General features: G+C 36.2%; 16 protein-coding genes and 1 pseudogene. 16 read left to right on the top strand and 1 reads right to left on the bottom strand.

The window, feature by feature from the left end; all coding sequences use genetic code 11:
* Positions 1 to 338: 338 nt before the first annotated feature.
* From GMA06_RS08565 to GMA06_RS03540, 8 genes and pseudogenes are all read left to right on the top strand, one after another.
* A pseudogene (locus tag GMA06_RS08565) lies at positions 339 to 574 on the top strand (terminase TerL endonuclease subunit); the annotation flags it as partial.
* A gap of 14 nt (positions 575 to 588) precedes the next feature.
* On the top strand, positions 589 to 1,371 hold the full coding sequence (locus GMA06_RS03570) for a hypothetical protein (protein WP_163561725.1): 783 nt from the start codon (positions 589 to 591) through the stop codon (positions 1,369 to 1,371).
* A 50-nt stretch (positions 1,372 to 1,421) separates the two neighbouring features.
* Positions 1,422 to 1,616 (top strand): hypothetical protein, encoded by a 195-nt coding sequence (locus GMA06_RS03565; RefSeq protein ID WP_163561724.1) that lies wholly within the window; start codon positions 1,422 to 1,424, stop codon positions 1,614 to 1,616.
* A gap of 285 nt (positions 1,617 to 1,901) precedes the next feature.
* A complete protein-coding gene (locus GMA06_RS03560) occupies positions 1,902 to 2,411 on the top strand; it encodes an RDD family protein (protein ID WP_163561723.1) in 510 nt (169 codons plus the stop codon).
* 1,347 nt (positions 2,412 to 3,758) lie between these two features.
* Entirely contained in the window at positions 3,759 to 4,385 is a 627-nt protein-coding gene (locus GMA06_RS03555) for a recombinase family protein (protein ID WP_163561722.1), read from the top strand.
* 195 nt (positions 4,386 to 4,580) lie between these two features.
* Entirely contained in the window at positions 4,581 to 14,321 is a 9,741-nt protein-coding gene (locus GMA06_RS03550) for a DUF1542 domain-containing protein (RefSeq protein ID WP_163561721.1), read from the top strand.
* A gap of 445 nt (positions 14,322 to 14,766) precedes the next feature.
* Positions 14,767 to 15,711, top strand: a complete 945-nt coding sequence (locus GMA06_RS03545; protein WP_163561720.1) for a glycosyltransferase family 2 protein — start codon at positions 14,767 to 14,769, stop codon at positions 15,709 to 15,711.
* A gap of 30 nt (positions 15,712 to 15,741) precedes the next feature.
* Positions 15,742 to 17,700 carry a Rib/alpha-like domain-containing protein gene (locus GMA06_RS03540; protein ID WP_163561719.1) on the top strand — a complete coding sequence of 653 codons (1,959 nt, stop codon included), beginning with the start codon at positions 15,742 to 15,744 and terminating at the stop codon, positions 17,698 to 17,700.
* 251 nt (positions 17,701 to 17,951) lie between these two features.
* Here GMA06_RS03540 and GMA06_RS03535 read toward each other — a convergent pair whose 3' ends face one another.
* Positions 17,952 to 18,926 carry a hypothetical protein gene (locus GMA06_RS03535; protein WP_163561718.1) on the bottom strand — a complete coding sequence of 325 codons (975 nt, stop codon included), beginning with the start codon at positions 18,924 to 18,926 and terminating at the stop codon, positions 17,952 to 17,954.
* 401 nt (positions 18,927 to 19,327) lie between these two features.
* On the opposite strand from GMA06_RS03535, the gene GMA06_RS03530 reads away from it, so the two are divergent.
* The 8 genes from GMA06_RS03530 (at position 19,328) to GMA06_RS03500 (ending at position 24,450) form a co-directional block, all read left to right on the top strand.
* Complete coding sequence (locus GMA06_RS03530) at positions 19,328 to 19,846, top strand: sigma-70 family RNA polymerase sigma factor (protein WP_163561717.1); 519 nt, start codon at positions 19,328 to 19,330, stop codon at positions 19,844 to 19,846.
* Between the two features lie 69 nt (positions 19,847 to 19,915).
* Positions 19,916 to 20,089, top strand: a complete 174-nt coding sequence (locus GMA06_RS03525; RefSeq protein WP_163561716.1) for a hypothetical protein — start codon at positions 19,916 to 19,918, stop codon at positions 20,087 to 20,089.
* Between the two features lie 7 nt (positions 20,090 to 20,096).
* Positions 20,097 to 20,327 carry a hypothetical protein gene (locus GMA06_RS03520; RefSeq protein WP_163561715.1) on the top strand — a complete coding sequence of 77 codons (231 nt, stop codon included), beginning with the start codon at positions 20,097 to 20,099 and terminating at the stop codon, positions 20,325 to 20,327.
* A complete protein-coding gene (locus GMA06_RS03515) occupies positions 20,320 to 21,444 on the top strand; it encodes a DUF2800 domain-containing protein (protein WP_163561714.1) in 1,125 nt (374 codons plus the stop codon). The genes GMA06_RS03520 and GMA06_RS03515 overlap by 8 nt, the downstream gene beginning before the upstream one ends.
* The gene (locus GMA06_RS03510) at positions 21,422 to 21,985 is read left to right on the top strand and encodes a DUF2815 family protein (RefSeq protein WP_163561713.1); all 564 of its coding nucleotides are present in this window, start codon (positions 21,422 to 21,424) and stop codon (positions 21,983 to 21,985) included. Before GMA06_RS03515 ends, GMA06_RS03510 begins: the two co-directional genes overlap by 23 nt.
* A gap of 13 nt (positions 21,986 to 21,998) precedes the next feature.
* Positions 21,999 to 22,124 carry a hypothetical protein gene (locus tag GMA06_RS08560; RefSeq protein WP_255465982.1) on the top strand — a complete coding sequence of 42 codons (126 nt, stop codon included), beginning with the start codon at positions 21,999 to 22,001 and terminating at the stop codon, positions 22,122 to 22,124.
* Positions 22,125 to 22,223: 99 nt separating this feature from the next.
* Positions 22,224 to 24,143, top strand: coding sequence for a DNA polymerase (locus tag GMA06_RS03505; RefSeq protein WP_163561712.1), 1,920 nt, complete (start codon positions 22,224 to 22,226; stop codon positions 24,141 to 24,143).
* Between the two features lie 109 nt (positions 24,144 to 24,252).
* Positions 24,253 to 24,450, top strand: coding sequence for a hypothetical protein (locus GMA06_RS03500; RefSeq protein ID WP_163561711.1), 198 nt, complete (start codon positions 24,253 to 24,255; stop codon positions 24,448 to 24,450).
* Positions 24,451 to 24,454: the final 4 nt, after the last annotated feature.

Raw genomic sequence — 24,454 nt, 5'->3', positions numbered from 1 at the left:
GTCAATAATTTTTTTGTATAATAATCCATGAGAAATACCTCCTTGTTTAATTGTGGTGATTTAATCATACAGGTATTTCTCTTTTTTTGTCCACTTTTATATACAAAATCGTGTTGGTGGATTATTCCCACCAACACGATTTATTATAGAGCCTATAAAATTAAATAATCGAGTTAAAATTCTAGCGTCATAAAAACAAATTGTTTATTTGCCAATCGATAGTTTTTATCGAGTGATCTCTGTTGAAGCCTATTTCAAACATGGTTTTAATATTTGTGGTGTGGTGTTTGATGAATTGCATACATAACCTAATCGAAAACTATTTGACATCATGACCAAAACAGAAAATAGCTCAAGATGGACATCCTGTTTTAAGGTGGAATATGGATAATATTTTTATTCGAATAAATCCGTTAGGAAATATCAAAGCAAACAAAGAAAAAACAACAGAAAAATTGACGGTGCGATTGCGACTATTATAGCACTTGATAGAGCGATTCGTTGTGGCAATCAGAAGTTTATGACAATCGTAGATTTTTATCTATATGATGATATAATAAATGTATTATTTTAGTAGAGGTGATGTATATGTTAAAAAATCCATGGAAAGATATTGTTGAAGAAATTAATGATTCAGGTAATAAGCAAATATTTGCTGCTGACGATAAAACTTTTTTAGATAATTTAAGGTCTAGGGAAGAATATGAAAAATTGAATGACAAGTATAAATTGAATCTCAATGTTTATCCCCTACATTATATTGGTGATATTAAAAAAGCTAAAATACTAGTTTTAGGCTTGAATCCTGGTGTTAATGATGAATATATTGAATTTTATAATACATTTGACGAGTCTTATCAAAAAAAAATAAAAAGGAATTTAGACTTTTCTGAACCTCGTTTTTTTGAGTTTGATTCTTATAAAGATAAACAAGGGTATTGGAAGAAATTACGAACATTATTTCCAGAAGAATATGCTCAGAAAATAGAATTTATGAAAAATTCATTAGATACTTCAAAAATAGATGGTTTTTTTAATAAAAATATTGCAGTGGTTGAGTTTTTTCCTTATCATTCAGAAGCATATAATAATAAGGAGGGATTAGAACCGTTAGTAAATAAAGTTATAAAAGAAAAGGGATATTTACCAACACAAAAATTTGTATTTGAAATAATTTCTGAAAGATTAAAGAAAAAAGATGTGGTTATAATAATATATAGAGCTGTTAGTAAGTGGATGGATGCTGTAGAGGGACTTTCCGATTATGATAAAGTCTTTGTTACTACTAATCCACAAAAGCCATCATTAAAAATTGAAAAATTGGTAAAAGCTAATTATGGAAAAGAAATTTTAGAGGTAATAGAAAGATAAAAGTATCACATATAGAGGTGTTTTTTAATATCTAAAATTAGGAGGAATGTATGAAACTATTTAGTGGACTTTTTAAATCAAGAGATAAACCAGAAAACAAACTCAACAATAATAGTTACTCCTTTTTCATTGGGCACTCCTCTAGTGGTAAAGGTGTGAATAAACAACCGGTTATAGCCGGTTGTCTATTCGTATGTTCGAATATTATCGGAAATATTGTCAAGTCTACAAATCTATGTCTATGAGATAATCGATGTGAAAAACAGAAAAAGTCACAACAAGTAATCGGGAAATGACAACAGGTTTATTTCTCTTGCGTTGTGTTGAAATTGGTATAGTTATACAAGAACTCGACTTACTAACAATTGGGTTAGTACTTGATATTTGGAGTGAAAAAACAAATGATGACGTGACATATAGCAAGGTTTCATGACAAAGTGAGTTTGATACGTTCTAATATAACACCTTAACTTTTTTTGGTATAATAGGAGCAGTAAATAAAAGATAAATTAGAATTTGTGAGGGACAGAATGTATAAAGAAAATAATAAAATAAGTTTCTCGACTAGAGTGAAAGAACTTTTTATAGACTGGTTGGTCATATGTGCATATCTGGTATGTTTATTTATCGTTTGTATTTTATTTTACAAATGGGTATTAAAAGAAATTCCCGCATTTACGTATATGCAGTCTCAGATCATCGCTTTTGTTTCGTCCGTTATTCCGATAATTCTATTTTTTACTTATCTTGATTATAATGGTGGAAGTATTGGAAAAAGAAAGATGGGACTAAAGTTGGCTTATAAAAATAAAAACTATGGTTCTGCTTTAGTTCGAAATATAATAAAGTTTTTACCTTGGCAATTAGGGCATATGAGAACTATCAGGGGGATGTATACTGGCTTCGATACTATTAGTATAGTTTTAGAGGTATTATCAGTTGGACTCATGTTAGTTTTATTTTTAATGGGAACCATAAGAAATGATAAAAGACATTTAGGAGATTTAATCGCTGGAACTCAAGTTTTGATAGAAAAATAAATTTTAATTATTCAAGTTTAAAACCTCAATTTACGACTCTTCGTTAAATCGTGTTGGTGGAGAGAAATAGTGAGTATATTGGTAGTGAATGACATCAGCCATTCACTGCCTTTTTCAGATTCTTTTTCTGTCGCATAGAAAGATGTTGTATGATACACACAATCTAAAATAAAAAAATGTCTGTATTTATTTGAACTGTATTTTCGAGCGTTAGATATTTTGTTTAACTTTTCGAATGTAGTTCATTTTATTATTCATAATACCTTTTAATTATTGGAAGAAAACCAATAAAAAATGTTATAATAATATGGAAAATCAAATTGTTAAAAAAGCGACAGTTTTTAAGTGCAAGACGAAAGGTTGGCTTAAAAACATAGTAAGACATATAGCTTGTTCGCCAAATAGCGACAAGCATCTTAATAAGAGCAACTTTATTTGCCTTATTAAGCAATGTGTTGCATCCCCCTAAATAATTAAAAGGAGAAATTGTATGATAAAACTAATAGCAATAGAAATAACTACCAATTCATGGATACAACATAACGAAATAAATGGTGCCGATATAAGGGCTTTAGGTAGTTTTTAAGTTTGAAAGGTTAAGAATCATATGAAGAGATGATTTTTTGAACTTTTAAAATTTTATCTATAATATTGAAATCGTTAAATAATTTATTATCGTTAAAAAGTAAGTAATCGTTAAATTGTTATTAGTTGATATTGAGTATGGGTGTTGAGAAGAAGATACCGATTTTGATACAAAACTAAATAGAAAATAGCTTGAAATATAGCCTTTGTTGCTAGTCCGCGTTTTAAAATGAATTGAAGTTTTTTTATTGTGCTCTTAATTTTGGCTGTATAATTTTTAGGGATGTCAAAAAAATAATAGGGGTGTGGAATTTTTCTAGGGGGTATCAACAGGATTTTTATATAAGTAACGGATTTACAAATACTTTTTATTTTAGAATAATACTCGAAGATTGTTGGAGGTGAGATAGAATTTAAAATTATAAAAAGCATGAAGTGTATATATATTTGTTATTTTACGTTTGAATTAATGGTTTGGTTTAGATTTAAATAAATAGTGGTTTTAAAAAGTTATCTATTTAGTTACAAGGTTAATTACTTATTTACCTTATTTATGTTATTGAATATTACTGTTTTTATGAATTCTAATAAGAGAGTCTGGACTTTTGTTCGGACTTTTTTTGATTTATTAATTATTTTGAGATAGGAAGGTATATTTTTTATGATATGAAGTAAACAATGCGCTGTTTATCTTTTCAAGTTGAAGTTGTTTATAGGGTTTATTTAAAGCATTATTGAGATAATAGTAAAGGAGGATAAAAAATGAAATATGGCTATATTCGTGTGTCAACTAAGGAACAAAATGTTGAGCGTCAACTAACTGCAATGTATCAAGAGGGAATTGCAGATAAACAGCTTTATATTGATAAGATGTCTGGAAAAGATTTTAATCGTATAGCTTACAAGCGTATGATAAAGCGTCTCAAAAAAGGTGATGAAGTTGTAATTAAATCAATTGATCGCTTAGGTAGAAATTATGATGAAATTCTTGAACAATGGCGGTATCTAGTAAGAGAACAAGAAGTTGATATTAAAGTATTAGATCTTGATTTATTGAACACAAAATCATCTTTTGACAATAATATTACGGGAAGATTTATTTCGGATTTAGTTTTACAAGTTCTTTCTTATGTGGCACAGGTAGAACGAGAGAATATGTTACAACGACAAAGAGAGGGGATTAGAGAAGCAAAGAAAAAAGGTGTTCGATTTGGGCGACCAAAAAAAGAAATACCACCTAACTTTGAAGAAGTCTATCAACAATGGGAATTACAGCAATTAAATATCCAAGAAGCAGCCGATGTTCTAGATGTTGCCAAAACAACGTGTTATAACTGGTTAATAGCCAGAAAAAATCAAAAAATAGTTCTAAATACTAGGGATTTTTGAATAAATGTGCTATCATTACTGTGATATATTTTGATTTTAAAAAAGGCAAGAAAAAAGGCGTTTTTAGTCCATATTTTGAACATTGAATAAATTAGTTAGTGTCTTAAATTTCAATAGGAATAGCGATTCAAAAATCCCTGATTTTTTGAATGATTTAAAATCAAATGAAATCAAAAAATATAAGGAGGAAAATCGATGTTTAATAAAAAGAAAGATCGTTTTTCAATACGAAAATTTAAAGTAGGGGTAGGGTCAGTTTTCTTAGGCTCTTTCTTGATAGTTGGACCACAAGTTTTTGCAGAAGCAAGTGAAGTTATTGAGTCTGTACCTAAGTCAAGCGTAGTGGATTTTGAGTTGTCATCAGTAGAAAAAGTAACTGTTTCTGAGAATACAACTGTGGTTGAAGAAGCTAGTCTATCGACAGCTGAATTGAAAGAAGATGGATCTGAAAAAGTAACGAATCAAGAAGAATCAGCCGTCACTGAAGTAAATCCAATAACTGAGGAAGTTAACCGTTCGTCTGAACAACTAGGTGAGAAAGTTGAAGAAACTATTTCAGTGGATAAGTTGACTTTAGAAGTCTTCAAAAAACTATCAGTTGCAGAAGTTAAATTGTTGACAGAGGAACACTTCCGTCAATTAAATCTTAGTGATGAAGACGTTGCAGGACTATCTTTAGAACTAACGAAGGCATTGACAAGTAGCCGTGCTTATCAACGTTATAATCGTTCAAGAGGAGAAATGCCAGAAGGAACAGGTTTCCGTGCGGATTCAAATGCCGTTCCAGCTGGTTTTACAGCGGTAGGAAATGAAGGCGATTTGAGAAAGTCAACGAATAATCAATTTGTTGTTGCAGGTACAAGTATTATAACTGGTAGAACAGAAGCTCAGATTGATACTGTTCGTAATCAAGCAGGTGCTTATGTGGGTAGTTTCCAAGCTACTGGTATACCGGCGAATACAAAAGTTAAGTTTAATTTGATTTCAGCTATTGATGGTAGAACATTGATAGAGGGACCAGAAGTTACTGCGAATCAAAACGGAGTTGCGAATTGGAGTTATTCTAATACAGACCCAGCTAAACCGATTCTAGCAGGTTATGTAACGGCTACCTATTCATCTGGGGGCACTCAGCATGAATTTAGATACAAAGTAGATTACCCTAAACCTGTAATTGGTGCTAACGATGCACATCCAGAAGTACTAAAGTATTTGAATGGGTATGATAAAAAAACAATTAAAAACGCAGACTTTACTCGAAATGGAGGTTTGAATCCTGGGGGCGTACAAATAGCCCATATAGCTAGAAATGCTAAGATTGAATACATAGTCCAAACTCCTGATGGAAAAGAAGAAGTTGTCGCTGAAGGGCAAAACGGGAAAACGATGGATGGAAAGCCAGCTCCCCAATTTCCTGACAATGTTGCAAACACACCAGGAACAAATGGAATTAATGCAGATGCAGGTCCGGGTAATATTTCTTATGGTTGGGGACCAAAACTAGAATTTAAAAAACCTTTGCCGCTTTCTGGTAAGTTTTATGCTCGTGTAACGATGAAACAAGCAGACGGGGATATCGTCGTTACAGGACCAAAATATGATATCACGACAGCTCCGCGGATTGCCGCTCCAACTTCTGTTAATCCATTTAATGCAGCTACAGATAAGACGCTTTCTGGTACAGGGATGGCTAATCAAACGATTCGAATTATCATTCCAGGAGTAGATAAACCGAAATATGCTATTGTGGATGGAAGTGGGAATTGGTCTCTTAAAGAAGAAGGAACAGCTTCAATGTTTAATGCTGAATTTGCTTCTGGAGATAATGTTGGTGCAGGACGCGATGACTTTAATGATTCAAAAGGAACGTGGGTTAATCGTGATATTTTGACAAGTGCAGATATTGCAGCTATTAGAGCAGCAGTAGCAAATGGAGAAGAAATCAAAATTATCCAACAACCTAATATGTGGCCGGATAATAGTAATTTGGCAGGACGCTTTTGGTCACTAGGATACGGTGCGAATACTGCTGTTCGTTACCGTGCAAGTGCAAATGACGATGGTACAGGAGATGATGGACGTCCATCTACAGGTCATCTCAAATTAGTTGTAAATCAAGTGCCACAAGTAGAGTCAACGCGTGAGGTTCAACAATTTTCAGAATTGCCGACAGAAAGTGATAAACTTCGTGATTTAATCGTTTCTAATCCAAATGAATTACCAACAGGAACAACTTTTGTGTGGGCGACAAAACCTAGTACAAATAGTTTAGGCGAGCAATCTGGAGTCGTAACAGTTACCTACCCAAATGGTACGAGTCAAACGATTAATCTAAAAGTTAACGTGGTAGACACCGTTCCCCCAGCTGAACCATCACTAAGACCACAACCAGACGGAAGTGTTGTTATTAGCACACCAGAGGATGCCAAACGCTTGGTGGTCACAGTTGCTGACGGCACACCGGTAGAATTTGTGAAAGATAATCAAGGTAATTGGAGTCTAGCGAATGGTCAAGGTGTACCAACAGGTTATGCGACTGCAAATGGGAAATTATTAGTTCCAAGCACGAATAACCAAACAGTAACGGCAATCGTAAAAGATGAAGCGGGGAATTCGTCAACACCAGACAAAGTCAAAGCAAATGATCAAATCACAGCCGCTAAAGCAGAGATTGAAGCTGCTAAAGTAAAGAAAAACCAAGCGATTGATGCTAATCAGGACATGACGCAAACCGAAAAAACTACGGCTAAGCAAGCAGTAGAAAAAGCAGCTAACGATGCAATTAAAGCCTTGGATAAAAAAGCAGAAGTCGATAAAAATGCAGCCTTAACTTCAGATTCAGTAGACTTTACCGCTGTCGGTACTGAAAAACAAAAAGGACTCGATGCGATTGAAGCTGTGCCACTGTTAGCCAAAGATAAGGCTAATCAAGAAATTGATGTAGCAGCAGCAACTCGAAAAACAGCAATCAACGCCACTCCAAATGCAACACAAGCAGACAAAGAGGCTGCAATCAAAAAAGTAGATGCAGCAGTAGAAAAAGCCAAAGCAGCAATTACAGCAGCCACTACACCAGATGCTGTGAACGCAGCGAAAGATGCAGGGAAAACAGCGATTGAAGCGGTAGAGGCAGCAGTAGCACCAGCTGCTCAAAAAGATCCACTAGAAGCTGCTAAAGAAACTGCGAAACAGCACCTAAAAGCAGAAGCGGATAAAAAAATCAAAGAAATTACGGCAAGTGACATCCTATCACCTGAAGAAAAAGTTAGAGCCATCAATAATGTAAATAAAGTGGTTGAAGAAGGAAACAAAGCGATTGATGCAACTCAAAATCAAGATGCTGCAACGGATGCAGGTTCTGATGCGGAAGCTCGTATTGAAGATATAGGTAGTGTAGGCAGAGATAAGGCAAGAAAAGCGATTGATGATGCGGCAGCAATTAAAAAAGCAGCGATTGATGCTAACCCAGCTTTGACAACTGAGGAAAAGAATGCTGAGAAAGCGAAAGTTGACGCTGCTGTAACAGCAGCAAAAACAGCAATTAATCGCGGGCGTAATCAAAATGAAATTAATACTGCAAAAGACACTGGGGTAAATACTATTAATGCTATAACTCCAGTTCCAGTCAAGAAAGACGCAGCTAAAGCTAAAGTTGAAGAAGCAAAACGCATAAAAGAGCAAGCCATCGACAACAACAATCACTTGACGGCCGAAGAAAAACAAGCTGCCAAAGAAAAAGTTGCAGCAGAAGCTGATAAAGCTAATAAAGTGATTGATGCGGCAACGTCTAATCAAGATGTAGCAACTGCTCAAACAGCTGGAGAAAAAGCCGTACGAGATGTGCCAGAAACAGCAGCCAAAAAAGCAGAAGCCAAAGCAGCTATTGACAAGGTAGCTGCAGATCGTAAGCTTGAGTTGGCGCTTAGAACGAACTTGTCGCCGGAAGAAAAAGAGGCAGTGCTTGCAGATGTAGAAGCGGCAGCTACAGCAGAAAAAGAAAAAGTTGACCAAGCGACTAATGACGCAGGTGTAGAAGCGGCGAAAACTGCAGGTGAAAATGTTGTGAAGGCAGTCGATAAAGTCGGAAAAGACCAAGCCAAAGCAGCGATTGATGCCGCTAAAAAAGCGAAAGATAAAGAAATCGATGACAACAAGGACTTGACGGCTGAAGAAAAACAAGCAGCTAAAGAGCAGACTAAACAAAAAGCAGACGAAGCCAAACAAGCTATTGATAACGCAACTAACAAAACTGGCGTAGACACAGCGAAAACAGATGGAGAAGCAGCTTTAGCAGGCGTAGCACCAACTGCTGATAAGAAAAAAGACGCTAAACAAGCGATTGAGGCTAAGGCAACGGAAGCTAAAGATGCCATTGACCAAAATCAAAACTTATCACAAGCTGAAAAAGACGCTAAAAAAGCCGAAGTAGAGGCTGAAGCAAACAAAGCTAAAGACGCAATTGATGCTGCAACTAACAATGCTGAGGTTGATAAAGCTAAAACAGACGGTGAAGCCGCAGTAAATGACATTCAAATAGTTGGTAAAGAAAATGCTCTCAAAGCTATTGATGACGCTGCAGCAGAAAAAGAAAAAGCTATTAATGACAATGCTGATCTAACAGCTGAAGAAAAAGCGAAAGCGAAAGAAGCTGTTTCACAAGCGGCTAAGGACGAGAAGCAAAAGGTTAACGATGCGATAACTCAAGATGCAGTAACAGCAGCTCAAGCAGCAGGGGTAAAAGCAGTCAATGACGTAGAAGTCACTCCAGCGAAGAAAAAAGACGCAAAAGCAGCAATTGATGAAAAGCTTAAAGAAAAAGAAAATCTTATCAATGATGCAACTGGTTTGACTGAAGATGAGAAAACAGCTGCAAAAGAAGAAGCTAAGAAATTAGCAAAAGAAGCTAAAGAAGCAATTGATGCAGCGACAACAGATGCAGCTGTTGATAAAGCGAAAACAAACGGTACGGGTGAAATTGAAAAAGTAAGCCCAAATGCTGTGACAAAACCAGAAGCGACGAAAGCTATCGATGAGGCAAAAGCTGCTAAAGATCAAGAAATCGACGGCAATAAAGATTTGACCGATGAAGAAAAACAAGCAGCCAAAGAGAAAGTTCAACAAGCAGCAGACGAAGCAAAACAAGCTATCGCAGATGCAACGACAAATGATGCTGTTACAAATGCGAAAACTAATGGTCTAAATGCGTTGAATGATGTCCCTCAAACTTCAGAAATTAAGGCAACTGCTAAAAATAGTATTGATAATGCCAAATTACAAAAAGAGCAAGAAGTTGACATGCGTTCAGACTTAACGGATGAGGAAAAAGCCGCAGCTAAAGCGGAACTTGCTAACAAAGCTCAAGAAGCAAAAAATGCAATTGACGCTGCTACAACGAATGATGCTGTTGGCGATGCATTGAATGAAAATCTGCCGTATTACAATAATTTTGCGCCGAAACCAGTTCAAAAAGAAGCTGCCAAAGCGAAAGTGGAAGAAGTTGCAAAAGCGAAGGAAGCAGCTATTGACAAAAATACTCAAGCGACAGATGAGGAAAAAGTAGCTGCTAAACAAAAAGTTCAAGAAGAAGCGACAAAAGCGAAGCAAGCAATCGATGCAGCGACTACAAATGCAAATGTCATTGCTAAAAAAGATGATGGTATCGTAGCAATCAACGGCGTGGATGTAGCACCAAAAGCTAAAGAAGCGGCAAAAAAAGCGATTGATAAAGCAGCAGAAACGAAGAAAGCGGAACTTGTAGCGAACCCAGATCTTAGCACAGAAGAAAAATTGGCTGCCATTCAAAAAGTTGATGAAGCAGCAAAAGCAGCAAAAGAAGCGATCGACGAAGCAGAGACAAATACGACCGTTGACACTGAAACAGCCAATGGTGTGAAAGCAATCAATGCTGATACAGTCGCAAAAGATAAGCAGAAAGCTGAAATTGAGAAAGCAGCTGCTGATAAGATTGCTGTTATCAATGCGGACGACAAAGCAACGCAAGAAGAAAAAGAAGCAGCTATCAAAGCAGTGAACGATGCTAAGAAGGAAGCTTTACAAGCGATTGAGGATGCAGATGCAGCTGATCAAGTTACTGAAGCCGTTACTGATGGAAAACAAAAAATCAAAGATGTTGAAGTTTCTCATGCAACTGCTGATGCCGTAGAAGCAGCGCTAGCGAAAGCGGAAACTGAAATCAACAAAGCAGCAGACGCGAAGAAAGACGAAATTGCGAATAACGATGCTTTATCAGACGCAGAAAAAGAAGCAGCGAAAAAACAAGTAGATGACGCTGCAAAAGAAGCAAAAGAAAAAGCAAACGCAGCAACAACACCAGAAGAAGCAGACCAAGCAGTAGAATCTGGTAAAACAGCTATCGATGACATTGCTCCAATTGGCAAAGACAAGGCTAAAGATGCCATTGACAAGGCAAAAGAAGCAAAAGACAAAGAAATCGATGCGGATAAAGCCTTGACAGAGGAAGAAAAAGCGAAAGCGAAAGCAGACGTTGAAAAAGCCGTAGCTGATGCGAAAAAAGCAATCGACGACGCGATGGACAATGATGGTGTTGATACAGCGAAAACAGAGGGTGAAACTGCAGTAACTGGTGTTCAACCAGCAGCAGCGAAAAAACAAGCCGCTAAAGACGTAATTGACAAGGCAAAAGAAGCAAAAGACAAAGAAATCGATGCGAATAAAGCTTTGACAGAGGAAGAAAAAGCGAAAGCAAAAGAAGAAGCACAAAAAGCTGCAGACGAAGCCAAAGCGAAAGTGGACGAAGCTGCTACAAACGAAGATGTAGCCAACGTTCGTGCTGAAGCAGAAGATAAGATTGAAAAACTTCAACCAACCGCAACTGCTAAAGACGACGCGAAAGCAGCTATTGCAGAAAAAGCGAAAGAAGCCGCTGAATCTATTGATCAAAATAATGATTTAAGCGAAGCAGAAAAAGCAGCTGCTAAAGCCGAAATTGCAGAAAAAGCAGAAGAAGCGAACAAAGCAATCGATGCAGCTACAGATCAAGCTGCTGTAGATACAGCGAAAGATGATGGTAAAACAGCTATCGATGGTATTGCTCCAATCGCAAAAGACAAAGAAAAAGATGCGATTGATGCAAAAGCAGTTGAGAAGAAAAATGCAATCGAAGGCGATAACAACTTAACAGCTGAAGAAAAACAAGCTGCTCAAGCCGAAGTAGATGCAGCTGCAAATGCAGCCAAAGCAGAGATTGACAAAGCAACTGACAAAGCGGCTGTAGACCAAGCGAAAGCAGCCGGTGAAAAAGCAATTGAAGCTGTTACTGGAACAGCTTCAACGAAGCGAGATGCTAAAGCCGCGATTGACAAGGCAAAAGAAGCAAAAGACAAAGAAATCGATGCAAATACAGCCTTGACAGATGAAGAAAAAGCGGAAGCGAAGAAAGAAGTAGCAAAAGCAGCAGGCGACGCGAAAGCAGCGATTGAGGCAGCGACAACGGATAAAGCAGTTGCAGATGAAAAAACTAAAGCTATCAAGGCAATTGACGAAGTATCACCAAGTGCTGTTTCAAAAGACGATGCTAAAGCCGCGATTGACGCAGCCGCAGATGTGAAGAAAGCTCGCATTGAAGCAAACCCTATCTTGACAACTGAAGAAAAAGAAGCAGAAAAAGCCAAAGTGGATGCAGAAGTCACAAAAGCGAAAGATGCAATTGATGCCGCAGCAACTAATCAAGCTGTAATTGATGCAAAAGCAGCAGGAATCAATGCGATTGACTCAGTGACACCTGACACGACTGCAAAAGCAGATGCTAAAGCCGCAATTGACAAGGCGAAAGAAGCAAAAGACAAAGAAATCGATGCAGATACAGCCTTGACAGATGAAGAAAAAGTAGTGGCGAAAGCAGCCGTTGAAGCTGCAGCAACAAAAGCCAAAGTAGCAATTGATGCCGCAACTGACAAAGACGGTGTTGATACAGCGAAAACAGATGGTGAAACTGCAGTAAACGACGTTCAACCAACAGCAGCGAAAAAACAAGCTGCTAAAGATACCCTTGATGCCGTTGCAGACGTGAAGAAAGCAGCAATTGATGCTAACACTGCTTTGACAACTGAAGAAAAAGAAGCAGCGAAAGCGAAAGTCGATGAAGCTGTAACAGCAGCAAAAGAAAGCATTGATACAGCTACTACGAATGCAGTCGTGGATACAGCAAAAGCTGAGGGTGTGACAGCGATTAAAGACGTGCCAGTCACAGCAACAGTGAAAGATCAAGCTAGAAAAGCGATTGATGAAGCTGCAAAAGCGAAAAAAGCTGAAATCAAGGCGAAAGATGATCTTTCAGCAGATGAAAAATTATCTGCAGTAGAAGATGTTGATACAGCAGCCAATAAAGCCAAAGAAGCGATTAATGCTGCAGAGACAGATGAAGCTGTCAATACAGCAGCGAACAATGGTAAAGCTGAAATCGAGGCGATCAACCCAGTCGCAAAAGATGCATCGAAAGTAGCAATCGATGAAGCAGCGAAAGCTAAGAAAGAAGAAATTGCGAATAATAACACTTTATCAGAGGCAGAAAAAGCCACAGCAAACAAACAAGTTGATGATGCTGTAGTAGCAGCGAAAGCAAAAGTGGAAGCAGCAACAACTCCAGAAGAAGTAACAGCTGCAGCAAATGAAGGTAAAGACGCAATTGAATCAGTGAAACCAGTTGGTAAAGACGCATCGAAAGCAGCAATTGATGAAGCAGCGAAAGCTAAGAAAGAAGAAATTGCGAATAATAACACTTTATCAGAGGCAGAAAAAGCCACAGCAAACAAACAAGTTGATGATGCTGCAGAAGCTGCGAAAGAAAAAGTGGACGAAGCAACAACTCCAGAAGAAGTAACAGCTGCAGCAAATGAAGGTAAAGACGCAATTGAATCAGTGAAACCAGTTGGTAAAGATGAAGCGAAAGCAGCAATCGATGAAGCAGCGAAAGCTAAGAAAGAAGAAATTACGAATAATAACACTTTATCAGAGGCAGAAAAAGCCGCAGCCAACAAACAAGTTGACGATGCTGTAACAGCAGCAAAAGAAAAAGTGGAAGCAGCAACAACTCCAGAAGAAGTAACAGCTGCAGTAAACGGTGGTAAAGATGCAATTGAATCAGTGAAACCAGTTGGTAAAGACGAAGCGAAAGCAGCAATCGATGAAGCAGCGAAAGCTAAGAAAGAAGAAATTGCGAATAATAACACTTTATCAGAGGCAGAAAAAGCCGCAGCCAACAAACAAGTTGATGATGCTGTAACAGCAGCGAAAGAAAAAGTGGAAGCAGCAACAACTGAAACAGAAGTTAAGGAAATTTTAGGTTCTACAAGTCTTGTGGTGTTGCCAATTGAAAAACTTCCAGTAGCAAACATTAATCAGTTAACAACGGCTGAGCAAGAAAGACTTGTTAAAGAATTAACTCGTTTTAATCCTAATGCGACAATTACTGTTGGTGAAAATGGTAAAATATTTGCTGATAATTTTGAAATCCCAATTACTGATTTGGTAGTTCAAGGTAGACATGAGCTTGGATTGGCTGATTTTAATGATAAACCAATCTTGAAACTCAATGCGGACGATGATAATGATGGGTTAACTAATCTTGAAGAATTACAACTTGGAACAGACTCATTTAATAAAGATACTGATGGTGATGGTGTCGATGATGGTACTGAAGTTAAGAAAGGTACAAATCCACTTGATGCGAATAGCTATCCAGTAAGTGATAATCAAGCTAACAGTGAAACCAAAGTTGATAAAAATAATGTCGGTGACGCTGATAGTCAAAATAATACAGCAAAATCAATTTCTGATAAAAAATTACCAACTACAGGTGAATCTAACTCAATGACTAGTTGGAATACCGCAACACTTTCACTTCTAATTAGTTTAGGTTTGGTAGTAGCTCGTCGAAAAAAAGATGAAGAAGCATAAAATTTAATCATGGTAATTTAATTGCTGATTTGTTTTTAGTATATTAAGAAACCCTGTATTTTAGGTTCTATAATATTTGGTGTTGGTGGCTTCCGCAAGGAAGCTATCAACACTTTTTTTATTGTATTAAAAAAACCGCTTATGATTTAAAGTTATTTGTCGAAACACTAATTAAATTGCCTAATAAAATGCCTGAATTAGGCGAAAAAGGAATATAGTTAGGTAATTTGAATTGAAAAGATAGATAAGCGATCCTTTGTTCGCTTTTTTCGTATCCAGGACAATATCGAAGAAGTTTTTCAAAAAAAGAAAACGTTTTCAATACTATATACTACGCATATAGTATGTTGTTGACACAGTCAACAACATATATAACCTAATAACTGATTATTTATATTAAGGAAAAATGTTGTCGGTTAAGATGTTAGGAGTGATTCGTTACAAGATGGAAAAAATGATGGGTCAGCCACTTATTACTGTTATTATCCCTATTTACAATGGCGAAACGTTTATAGATAAATGTTTAGCATCTGTTACCAGTCAAACGTATCCCAATCTTGAAATCATTTGTGTTGTAAATGGTTCGACAGATTCTTCTGTTCTTAAAATTAATGAATGGAAAGAAAAAGATTCAAGAGTGAGGCTGATTGTGAGTGATATTGCAGATTTAGGTAACGCTTCAAATATAGCACTCGATGCTTCTAAAGGGGAGTACATTGCATTTGTAGACGTTGACGATTGGGTGATGCCTGAATATATTTCTAGTTTAATGGGAGGCATTCAAAAAGGGTATAAGATGTGTCGGTCCAATTGTATTATGTATGACGGCCGTAGAAATCATAAAGCTTATCAAAATCAATATAGTCGTTATGTCTCTATTAGAGAGGCAACGTGGTTATTGCCTTTTCGTCATACGGGTTTGTATGCGAGGGCATTATTTTCTGAATTACGCTATTTAGAATTTTCATATTATGAAGATTTGTCTTTGTGGCCAATTTTAGTTGCTAGGGCAAACGGTGTCTACTATATTGATGAGCCACTATATTATTATAATCAAACGAATGTAAATTCTATAATGTCGATAAAAGACGAGCGGCATTTAGTGCTTGATAAAGTTTTTGATTTTATACTATCGCATATTACTGAAGAACTAGATAGAGAAGTTAATTTATTAGTGACATGTTTGTTTGTTCAATCTTTCTGGACATCTAATATACAGTATGTACCACGAACGAAAGCAGGCATTAACTATATGAAGAGAATCTATCAAGTGATTAATAATAAGTTAGTTGGTTACTATTACGTCGTACAACAATTGAACGTTCCACCAAGTATAAAATCAGAAATGATTGACTTTTATAAATACGGAATAAAGGGTTTTAATATTTGAAAAATAATTACAATTAAGGAGACAAATTTTATGACGTCTAAAAACAAAAAAATGACGAGTGGACATAAAGGTTCGCAACGTTCGCTGAGTTCCAAATCTATTGTATCGTCATTATTGCTATGTACAGTACTTTTATCTAATGTATCATCAGTATATGCTGAAAGTGGCGTATCGGATGTTGAAATAGAGAAAATTAATGCTTTCTTAGAGACGAAACCAGAAAATGGAGCATCAAAAACTATTTTTGCTAGCGAGTATGTGCTAAAAAGTAAAACGGATCATGGACAATTACTTAGTGATGCAACAAATTATGAGTCATTTGTGCAAAAAAGTATGGAGAAAATTAAATTATCAGCTGATCAAGTTTATCGTGTATATACTGGTACTTTCGACTACCGTAAAGCAAAAATCAAAGATGTGGATACAATAACAGTGTATCGTTATCAATTCAGAGGAGAGGACTACTATTTTTTCAAACGTGGGACATTAGTCTATCAAGATGATTTTTCAGAAGAAGAAGTAAATAATGTTAGTATTGGTTTGGTTGAGGGTGAACTATATATAAGTAGGGATAGATATATCGCCGATTTACCAATATCTAAGGTTGACTATTTGGATTTAGACCGGTTTATGTTTTTTAATGGGTATAGTGAATATTGGAGTATGCCAGTTACAAACTTAGCTTGGGATATAACATATGATACCATTGTCTCAATAGATGAATCTTTAAAAAGTGGTGAAATACTAGTAGATGAAGAGGGGAAAAAGGGAGCTTTTCTATTTAGTTATACACCTAAGTTAGATTTTATAGACAAAGTAACAAAAGAAAATTATAAAAAATTTACAGAAGCTAAAATATACGAGGATATTAATGCCAGCCTTGAAAAAGATGGAGTAGAGAAACTTCATAATGGGGAATTCAATTCTGAGTTTGATTGGGGAACTATTTCATATACAAGTACAGAGGAACCAGCTTATGAAAATAATTCGATTGAATATGTAGATGATGAATCAGACCCAATTGTACACGATGAGTATTATTTAACTCAACCGCGTAAAATTCGAGTTGGAATAGACTATACACATTTTGAAACAGTAGATGGTGTAGAGTTAAGTTCTAAAGCATATGGATTAAAAGAAGCGACTATGTTTGATGGATATGAACTTTTAGAAACTAAAAAGCTTGAAAATGGCGATAGAGTACACGTTTATCGATTAGCTGTTAAAGATAGCGATAAATATACTCCTGAAGGTGGGGGGATAATTGTTCCTAAAGGTACGATGATTACAGAAAAAGATATTTTCGAAAAAGTAACTATTCCAGAAGGTTCAAATGGTATTCTAGAAGTAATTGGAAAAATTCCAGAAACTGATACAGCAGGAGATAAAGAGGCTGTATTAGTACGCGTGACGTATCCAGATAATTCAACAGATGTAGTGGAAGTAACAGTTAAAGTAACGGAAGTAATATCTGATGAAGTTGTAAAAAAAGATAGCGATAAATACACTCCTGAAGGTGGGGGGATAATTGTTCCCAAAGGTACGATGATTACAGAAAAAGATATTTTCGAAAAAGTAACTATTCCAGAAGGTTCAAATGGTACTCTAGAAGTAATTGGAAAAATTCCAGAAACTGATACAGCAGGAGATAAAGAGGCTGTATTAGTACGCGTGACGTATCCAGATAATTCAACAGATGTAGTGGAAGTAACAGTTAAAGTAACGGAAGTAGTATCTAATGAAGATGTGACAAAAAATACAGAAACTGAAAAAACTGAAGGAAGCGTCTCGCCAGGTAATGATGTTTTAGATAGTCAACAAGAGAAAAATGATGTTCAAAATGATATTCCTACTGATGCGCCAGCTAAAGTTTTACCGCAAACAGGAGAATCAAAAAGCGGTGGTATGATGCATGGTATAACAGCTATTAGTTTTGGATTATTAACGTTTATCAAAAGTCGTCGAAAAGAAAAAAGGGAGTTAAAATAGTAAGTATTTAACAATAAATATTGGCTCTATGTCAAATAGGGTTGATGGCTCATAAAGGTAGTGATTTAACAGATGTTAAGTCACTACCTTTTCATTTTAGACTGTATAATTTGGGTTCTATAATATGGTTCTAATAAGTGTAACTTATCCATTCCGTTTCTTCACGTAGTTTTGACTTGTTTCAATCCGTATCAATCAGTAATTTCCATAGTTTGTTATAGTTGATTCTCATTTTTGTTGTTTTCCCTCTGTTAATTCTCATTTAGGGGGATTAAATCAAACCTAAGTTGTTCATACTCATATCTAAGATCTCTATTTTTAACAGCCCAATGCGTATTGTAAAGTTCAAAATCTTCAATACCTAATTCAAAATTATTTTTATATAATTCGTGTTGTAAAAATGATGATCTTAATTCAAATGTTATTTTTACATTAGATCCTAATACATCAATTTTCTTAATATCACCTAAATATGCTAAATCTCCTTCAGTATCTCCTATTGGACCTTGATCCTTTGCAAATATAGTATTTAATGAAGTTAAAAATTGACGGGATTCAATATTTAATTTACTTAAAGGATAAACAATTTCATCACACCACCTGTTGAGTACGCGATCTTTTGATAATATTAATGATCCAATTGTGTTACTACCTTCACGAAAAGTAGCATTTTGAAAACCTACAATTAGGTTATAAAATTCAGCAGGGATTAGTTTTTCTTGTGTGTTAGGTGTATGGTTGCTAATTTTACGAATATTTACTTCACCTATATGTAAAGTTTCTATATGGTTTTCTAATAATTTTTGTTTTTGAATTATAGAATACGGCTTATTTGAATTTTCAACTGTGTATTCTCTGTTAAGCAAGATAGAAGTAAATAATTCGGTTATCTTATCTGCAATATCATCGACATCATCAATATTCATATCAGGTATATCATTTTTGAACTCTTTTGCTAAATTTAGGATAACAGATTCATCTAAATCCAAAATGAAATTAGTAAAACTAGTTGATTCTATATATGTATTTATACTTTTTGATAACCCGTCAATTTTTGATTTACCAGACATATATCTTCGATACGTGTCAAATTGTAAGTCAAGTAAATGTAATTTAGATTCAGGTAGATTCACAATTTCTTCAATTAATTTTTTTGTAAAGTGACCTTTACTTAGCCCAAACGTTACCACTTTATAAAATTTTTGAGAAAATTTACTAAATTCCATACTTTCTCCTTACTAACGGATGACATGGGATACGAAAGTATCTTATTTTATCCGTTTTTATTTTTGTATTTTTATTATAATGATTATGACTTAAAGATTATGTGTAAAGTATATCACGAATATTTATCTTGGGTCAAAGATACTATTTGCGAAAGTAAACACATAATTCACAAAAAATCTCATAAAAGTTCAAGTAGGCCTACAAGAACGGACGAGAGTAAAAAGAATTTTAAAAGATAAATAAACAATAAAAGTTTATTAGAATCTTAAAAAATTCAACTCACTTCCGTGTTTTTGTCGTGCCTATTTGGTGCAGTTACAGAACCCTAGTGCGTTGAATACTATGGTTCTTTTTGTTTCTCGTCCTTTGAGATGAATCCCAACTCAAAGGAGAAATTTTAATGGAAAATTTAAAGAAACAACACTATATCCCAATGGAAGTAAATCCAGAAGAAGATAAACGGTTCATTAAGGCTAAAGGCTATACATTAGAAGATGTCAGATGGTGGAAAATAGGGAATATTACCAAGAGAGTGATTCTTATTCCGTGTACAAAAGAAGAATATGACGCATACATGCGTCCGATTTGGCGCGAATTGAAACAAGAAGAACGTAAAAAAGCCTATTTTGAAGAACGTGGTATGACACAAGTATCTGTTGAGTATGTTAAAGAAGCGTATGACTTAGACATTATAGACCCATCTCGTGTAGAAGACGATATTATGAAAAAAGAATTGCTATCTGAATTGAAAGCACAATTAGAAAAACTGAGTGAACTCGACCAGAAGATTATGTTGCTTTTTAGTCAAGGATATTCGGAATCGGCTATAGGCAAAGAAGTTGGCATGAGCCAAAAAGGCGTGAATAAACGAAAAACGAATGCCATTAAAACATTAAAATTACATTTTTTAGAAAACTAGTACTTAAACTCATCAGAAGTGTCCGATTACTTTCGAGAGGCAAGTGCTTCTTAGAAAGGAGGAACCTTCATGATGGGAAAAACGATTAACGATGACATAACAGAAGTGTTGATGTCAATTCACGAAGTCAATCAACGTATTACTAAAAGAGTAAATGGTATGTTAGTTAAGAAAGGAGAACACGTCAATGGCAAAAACAAAACAACTGGATCAAATCATCTTGGACTTAGACCAACACATTAACCAACTGATGGTTATTAAGGCTGACTTGGCATCTTTATTGACACAAACAAAGGAGTCATCGGTTCAAGAGATTAAACTAGAAGATGTCCGAGCGGTACTAGCGGATAAGAGTCGATTAGGATTTACCAAAGAAATCAAAGCGATCATCACGGCATGTGGTGCGACTAAGTTAAGTGACGTAAAACCTCAAGATTACCCTACACTTTTAAAGAAAGCGGAGGGATTAGGTCATGAATAACCACGCTTTATTATCGGCATCAAGCAGTCATCGTTGGTTAACATGTCCACCATTGCCTAGGCTAGAGTCGTATTTTGAAAACAAAACCAGTGAAGCAGCACATGAGGGGACACTAGCACATGCTGTGGCAGAAAATAAACTTAGAAAATCACTAGGAATGTCGCACAAAACCATTCAAGTGACAGATAAAGAACTGGATGAATATACTGATGACTATGTGACTTACATTTTAGAACAACTTGACATCATCAAACAATCAACCAAAGATCCGATTGTACTCATTGAACAACGTCTGGACTTTTCAGACTATGTGCCAGAAGGATTTGGTACGGGGGATTGTGTCATCGTGTCGGATAAAAAAATACACATTATTGACTTTAAGTATGGACGTGGTGTTGACGTATCGGCAGTTGATAATCCACAGATGAAACTGTATGCACTAGGGGCATTAAAATTATATGACGCCTTATATGACATGGAAGAAGTGGTGATGACCATCTTTCAACCGAGAAAATATAATGTATCAACAGATACGATGTCAACCAAAAAATTGATGGAATGGGCAGAAACAGAACTGAAAGAAAAAGCTGAATTGGCATTTGAAGGCAAAGGTGTCATTGAGTATGGACCTTGGTGTCAGTTTTCAAATTGTGGTGTCGTACTGCGTGCCAGGTATGACCACCATAAAAAGTTAGACCGTTTTGAATTGAAGTCGCCACATTTATTAACCGATGCCGAAGTGGAAGAAGTCCTTCATCATGTGGATGATTTAGCTAAGTGGGCAACTGAAGTTAAAGCGTATGCAACTGAAGTAGCGATTAAAAGTGGCAAGGCATGGGACGGTTTCAAATTAGTGGCAGGTCGAACGGTTCGCAAATTTACGGATGAAGAAAAAGTCGCACAAATCGCAAAAGCAAATGGGTATGATAATATTTATAAACAATCCCTATTGTCTATGACCGATTTACAAAAGTTAATGGGTAAAACAACATTTGAAGAACTATTTAAAACACTGATTGTCAAACCTGCTGGAACACCTGTATTAGTACCAGAAAGTGATAAGCGTAGAGCAATCAATCTAACACAAGCAAAAGATGAATTTACGGAGGAAAAATAATATGAAACAAACAAAAGTAATCACAGGATTAAATACAAGATTATCTTATTTTAATGGGTGGGAACCTAAGTCGATTAATGGTGGTGCTGAAAAATATTCAGTGTCCGTATTAATTCCTAAAGATGACTTAGCTACTTTACAGAAAATCGAACAAGCCATCGATGCAGCTATTGAAGAGGGGATTGCGAAGTTTGGTGGTAAGAAACCGAATAAAGCAGCCATTAAAACGCCCCTTCGTGATGGAGATATCGAACGTGACGATGAAGCGTATAAAGGGCATTACTTTATTAATGCGAACTCACTAACCAAACCACAAATCGTGGATATGAATGTACAGCCAATTTTGGATCGTCATGACGTATATTCTGGATGTTACGCGCGTGTGTCATTATCATTCTATGCATTTAATTCTAACGGCAACAAAGGAATTGCTTGTGGTTTAGGAAACATCCAAAAAGTAAAAGACGGTGAACCCTTAGGTGGACGTAGTAGTGCGAGTGATGATTTCACCACTATTACAGATGATGATTTCTTAGCTTAGGGAGGAATGTGACATGACAGAGATGGATAGATTTATGCTCATGATGTGTTTTGGTGTGGCGGTGGCTATTGTTATCGCATCGTGGATACATATTATGTGTGACTGGATTGACAAGTGGAAAGGGAGAAAAAGAAAATGAGCATGGAAAACTTTATCTTGGTGGCAGTGGGTGTTTTAGTTGTGGAGTTTGTGGTCAAACGATTATTAGATTTGTATTTGTATGTAAAGGAACAATTAAATGAGAAAGCTAAACATTGATATTGAGTCGTTTTCTAGTGTGAACTTGACGAAATCAGGTGTTTACAAATACGCAGAGAGTGAGGACTTTGACGTCCTCCTTTTTGCCTATGCAGTAGATGACGGGGATGTGCAAGTGGTTGATTTGGCAAGAGGTGAAACAATCCCACAAGAGATTATAGACGCCATAAAAGATGATACGGTTTTGAAATGGGCATTTAATGCACAGTTTGAACGGGTATGTTTATCTCGGTATTTAGGTGTTTATTTAAATCCATCTGCTTGGCGATGTACGATGGTGTGGTCTGCTTACATGGGGTTACCTTTATCTCTTGAAGGAGTGGGAGCAGTTTTAGGATTAGACGAACAAAAGCTAAAAACAGGCAAAGAGTTCATCCGATATTTTTGTGTACCATGCCAACCAACAAAGACAAATGGACACAGAACACGAAACTTCTTTTATCATGATGAGGATAAATGGATACAATTTAAAGCCTATAATAAACGTGATGTGGCAGTTGAAATGGCGATAGCCAACAAACTAAACAAGTTTCAAGTACCAGACTTTATATGGGATGAGTATGTATTAGATCAAAGCATTAATGACCGTGGTATTCAAATTGATCGTGATTTTGTCCAACAAGCTATTCAAATAGATGAACAAAATCGATGTTTGTTATTAGCAGAACAACAACGCCTTACCCATTTAGATAATCCCAATTCAGTCATACAATTATCACAGTGGTTAAACGACCAGGGATTAGACGTTAGCAGTTTAGATAAAAAGGCAGTCAATACATTGCTTGAAACCACGACCGGTACAGTCAATAGAGTATTGCAACTAAGACAACAACTCGCCAAACCATCTGTTAAAAAATATCAAGCCATGCAAGATGTGGCTTGTAAGGATAATCGTTGTCGAGGCATGTTTCAGTTTCTAGGTGCGAATTGTACTGGGCGATTTAGTGGCAGATTGGTACAACTACAAAATCTTCCTCAGAACCACATATCCGATTTAAAAGAAGCAAGAGCACTTGTCAAACAAGGCAACATGGAAGCGTTGAGTATCCTTTATGATGATACGTCTAACGTTTTATCCGAATTGATTCGGACAGCGTTTATCCCGAATGGGTTGTTTTATGTCGTAGACTTCTCAGCGATTGAAGCGCGCGTTATCGCATGGTTAGCCAAAGAAACGTGGCGAGAGGATCTATTTAAACAAGGTGGAGACATTTATTGTATGTCGGCAAGTCAGATGTTTGGTGTACCTGTTGAAAAACACGGAGTGAACAGTGAATTAAGGCAGAAAGGGAAGATTGCCGAATTAGCCTGTGGTTACGGTGGTTCAGTTGGAGCTTTAACTGCGATGGGTGCTCTTGAAACGGGGCTTAAACCAGAAGAACTTCAACCACTTGTGAATGCGTGGCGAGGATCTAATCCAAATATCGTGCAGTTATGGTGGGCAGTTGATAAGTGTGTCAAAGAAACGGTTAAAGAAAGAAGGATCACTCGAACGCATGGGATAACGTTCAGTTACCAAAGTGGTATGCTTTTCATTCATCTGCCAAGTGGACGGAAACTAACCTATATAAAACCACGTATTGGTGAGAATACATTCGGTGGAGAGTCTGTCACCTATGATGGTGTAGGTGCAACTAAAAAATGGGAGCGTATTGAAAGCTACGGACCAAAGTTTGTTGAAAATATTGTTCAAGCGATTGCACGAGATATTTTGATGTATGCCATGATGAACTTAAAAGACTATCAAATTGTTGCGCATGTCCATGATGAAGTCATTATTGAAGCAACAAACGCTTCTTTAGATGACATCTGTTGCATCATGAGTCAAGTACCACCGTGGGCAACTGGGTTGATTTTAGATGCAGATGGCTATACTTGTGAATTTTATAAAAAAGAGTGAGAATCATTTCTCACTTTTTTTGATATTTGGTACTTAAACAATTTGTTTTTGTCCTTTATCTAGTGAAGGAATCACTTCTTCAAATACAACATGATAAAGGAGAAACGATATGTTTTATATTAAGCAAAAAGTTGGCAATGACTTAGAACTAACCATAGACATTCATGACGAAAATGTGTTTACAAGGTGTCCATATTGTGGTGTCGAGTTTAGTGTAGATTTGGCGGAAGTCTTATCAGAAAAAGATAGTGATTTATTTTCTACTGCTGTGGTATGTACTGCCTGTACTAAAAAGCTAAGGGGGTAAGACC

This window comes from Granulicatella sp. zg-84, assembly GCF_010892375.1.
Lineage (GTDB): Bacteria > Bacillota > Bacilli > Lactobacillales > Aerococcaceae > WM01.
This window is presented reverse-complemented; position numbering and strand designations above follow the sequence as displayed.

Coding starts and splice junctions, on each gene's coding strand:
- GMA06_RS03570 (WP_163561725.1), top strand. CDS start 589: ATGTTAAAAAATCCATGGAAAGATATTGTTGAAGAAATTAATGATTCA.
- GMA06_RS03565 (WP_163561724.1), top strand. CDS start 1,422: ATGAAACTATTTAGTGGACTTTTTAAATCAAGAGATAAACCAGAAAAC.
- GMA06_RS03560 (WP_163561723.1), top strand. CDS start 1,902: ATGTATAAAGAAAATAATAAAATAAGTTTCTCGACTAGAGTGAAAGAA.
- GMA06_RS03555 (WP_163561722.1), top strand. CDS start 3,759: ATGAAATATGGCTATATTCGTGTGTCAACTAAGGAACAAAATGTTGAG.
- GMA06_RS03550 (WP_163561721.1), top strand. CDS start 4,581: ATGTTTAATAAAAAGAAAGATCGTTTTTCAATACGAAAATTTAAAGTA.
- GMA06_RS03545 (WP_163561720.1), top strand. CDS start 14,767: ATGGAAAAAATGATGGGTCAGCCACTTATTACTGTTATTATCCCTATT.
- GMA06_RS03540 (WP_163561719.1), top strand. CDS start 15,742: ATGACGTCTAAAAACAAAAAAATGACGAGTGGACATAAAGGTTCGCAA.
- GMA06_RS03535 (WP_163561718.1), bottom strand. CDS start 18,926: ATGGAATTTAGTAAATTTTCTCAAAAATTTTATAAAGTGGTAACGTTT.
- GMA06_RS03530 (WP_163561717.1), top strand. CDS start 19,328: ATGGAAAATTTAAAGAAACAACACTATATCCCAATGGAAGTAAATCCA.
- GMA06_RS03525 (WP_163561716.1), top strand. CDS start 19,916: ATGATGGGAAAAACGATTAACGATGACATAACAGAAGTGTTGATGTCA.
- GMA06_RS03520 (WP_163561715.1), top strand. CDS start 20,097: ATGGTTATTAAGGCTGACTTGGCATCTTTATTGACACAAACAAAGGAG.
- GMA06_RS03515 (WP_163561714.1), top strand. CDS start 20,320: ATGAATAACCACGCTTTATTATCGGCATCAAGCAGTCATCGTTGGTTA.
- GMA06_RS03510 (WP_163561713.1), top strand. CDS start 21,422: ATGAATTTACGGAGGAAAAATAATATGAAACAAACAAAAGTAATCACA.
- GMA06_RS08560 (WP_255465982.1), top strand. CDS start 21,999: ATGACAGAGATGGATAGATTTATGCTCATGATGTGTTTTGGTGTGGCG.
- GMA06_RS03505 (WP_163561712.1), top strand. CDS start 22,224: ATGAGAAAGCTAAACATTGATATTGAGTCGTTTTCTAGTGTGAACTTG.
- GMA06_RS03500 (WP_163561711.1), top strand. CDS start 24,253: ATGTTTTATATTAAGCAAAAAGTTGGCAATGACTTAGAACTAACCATA.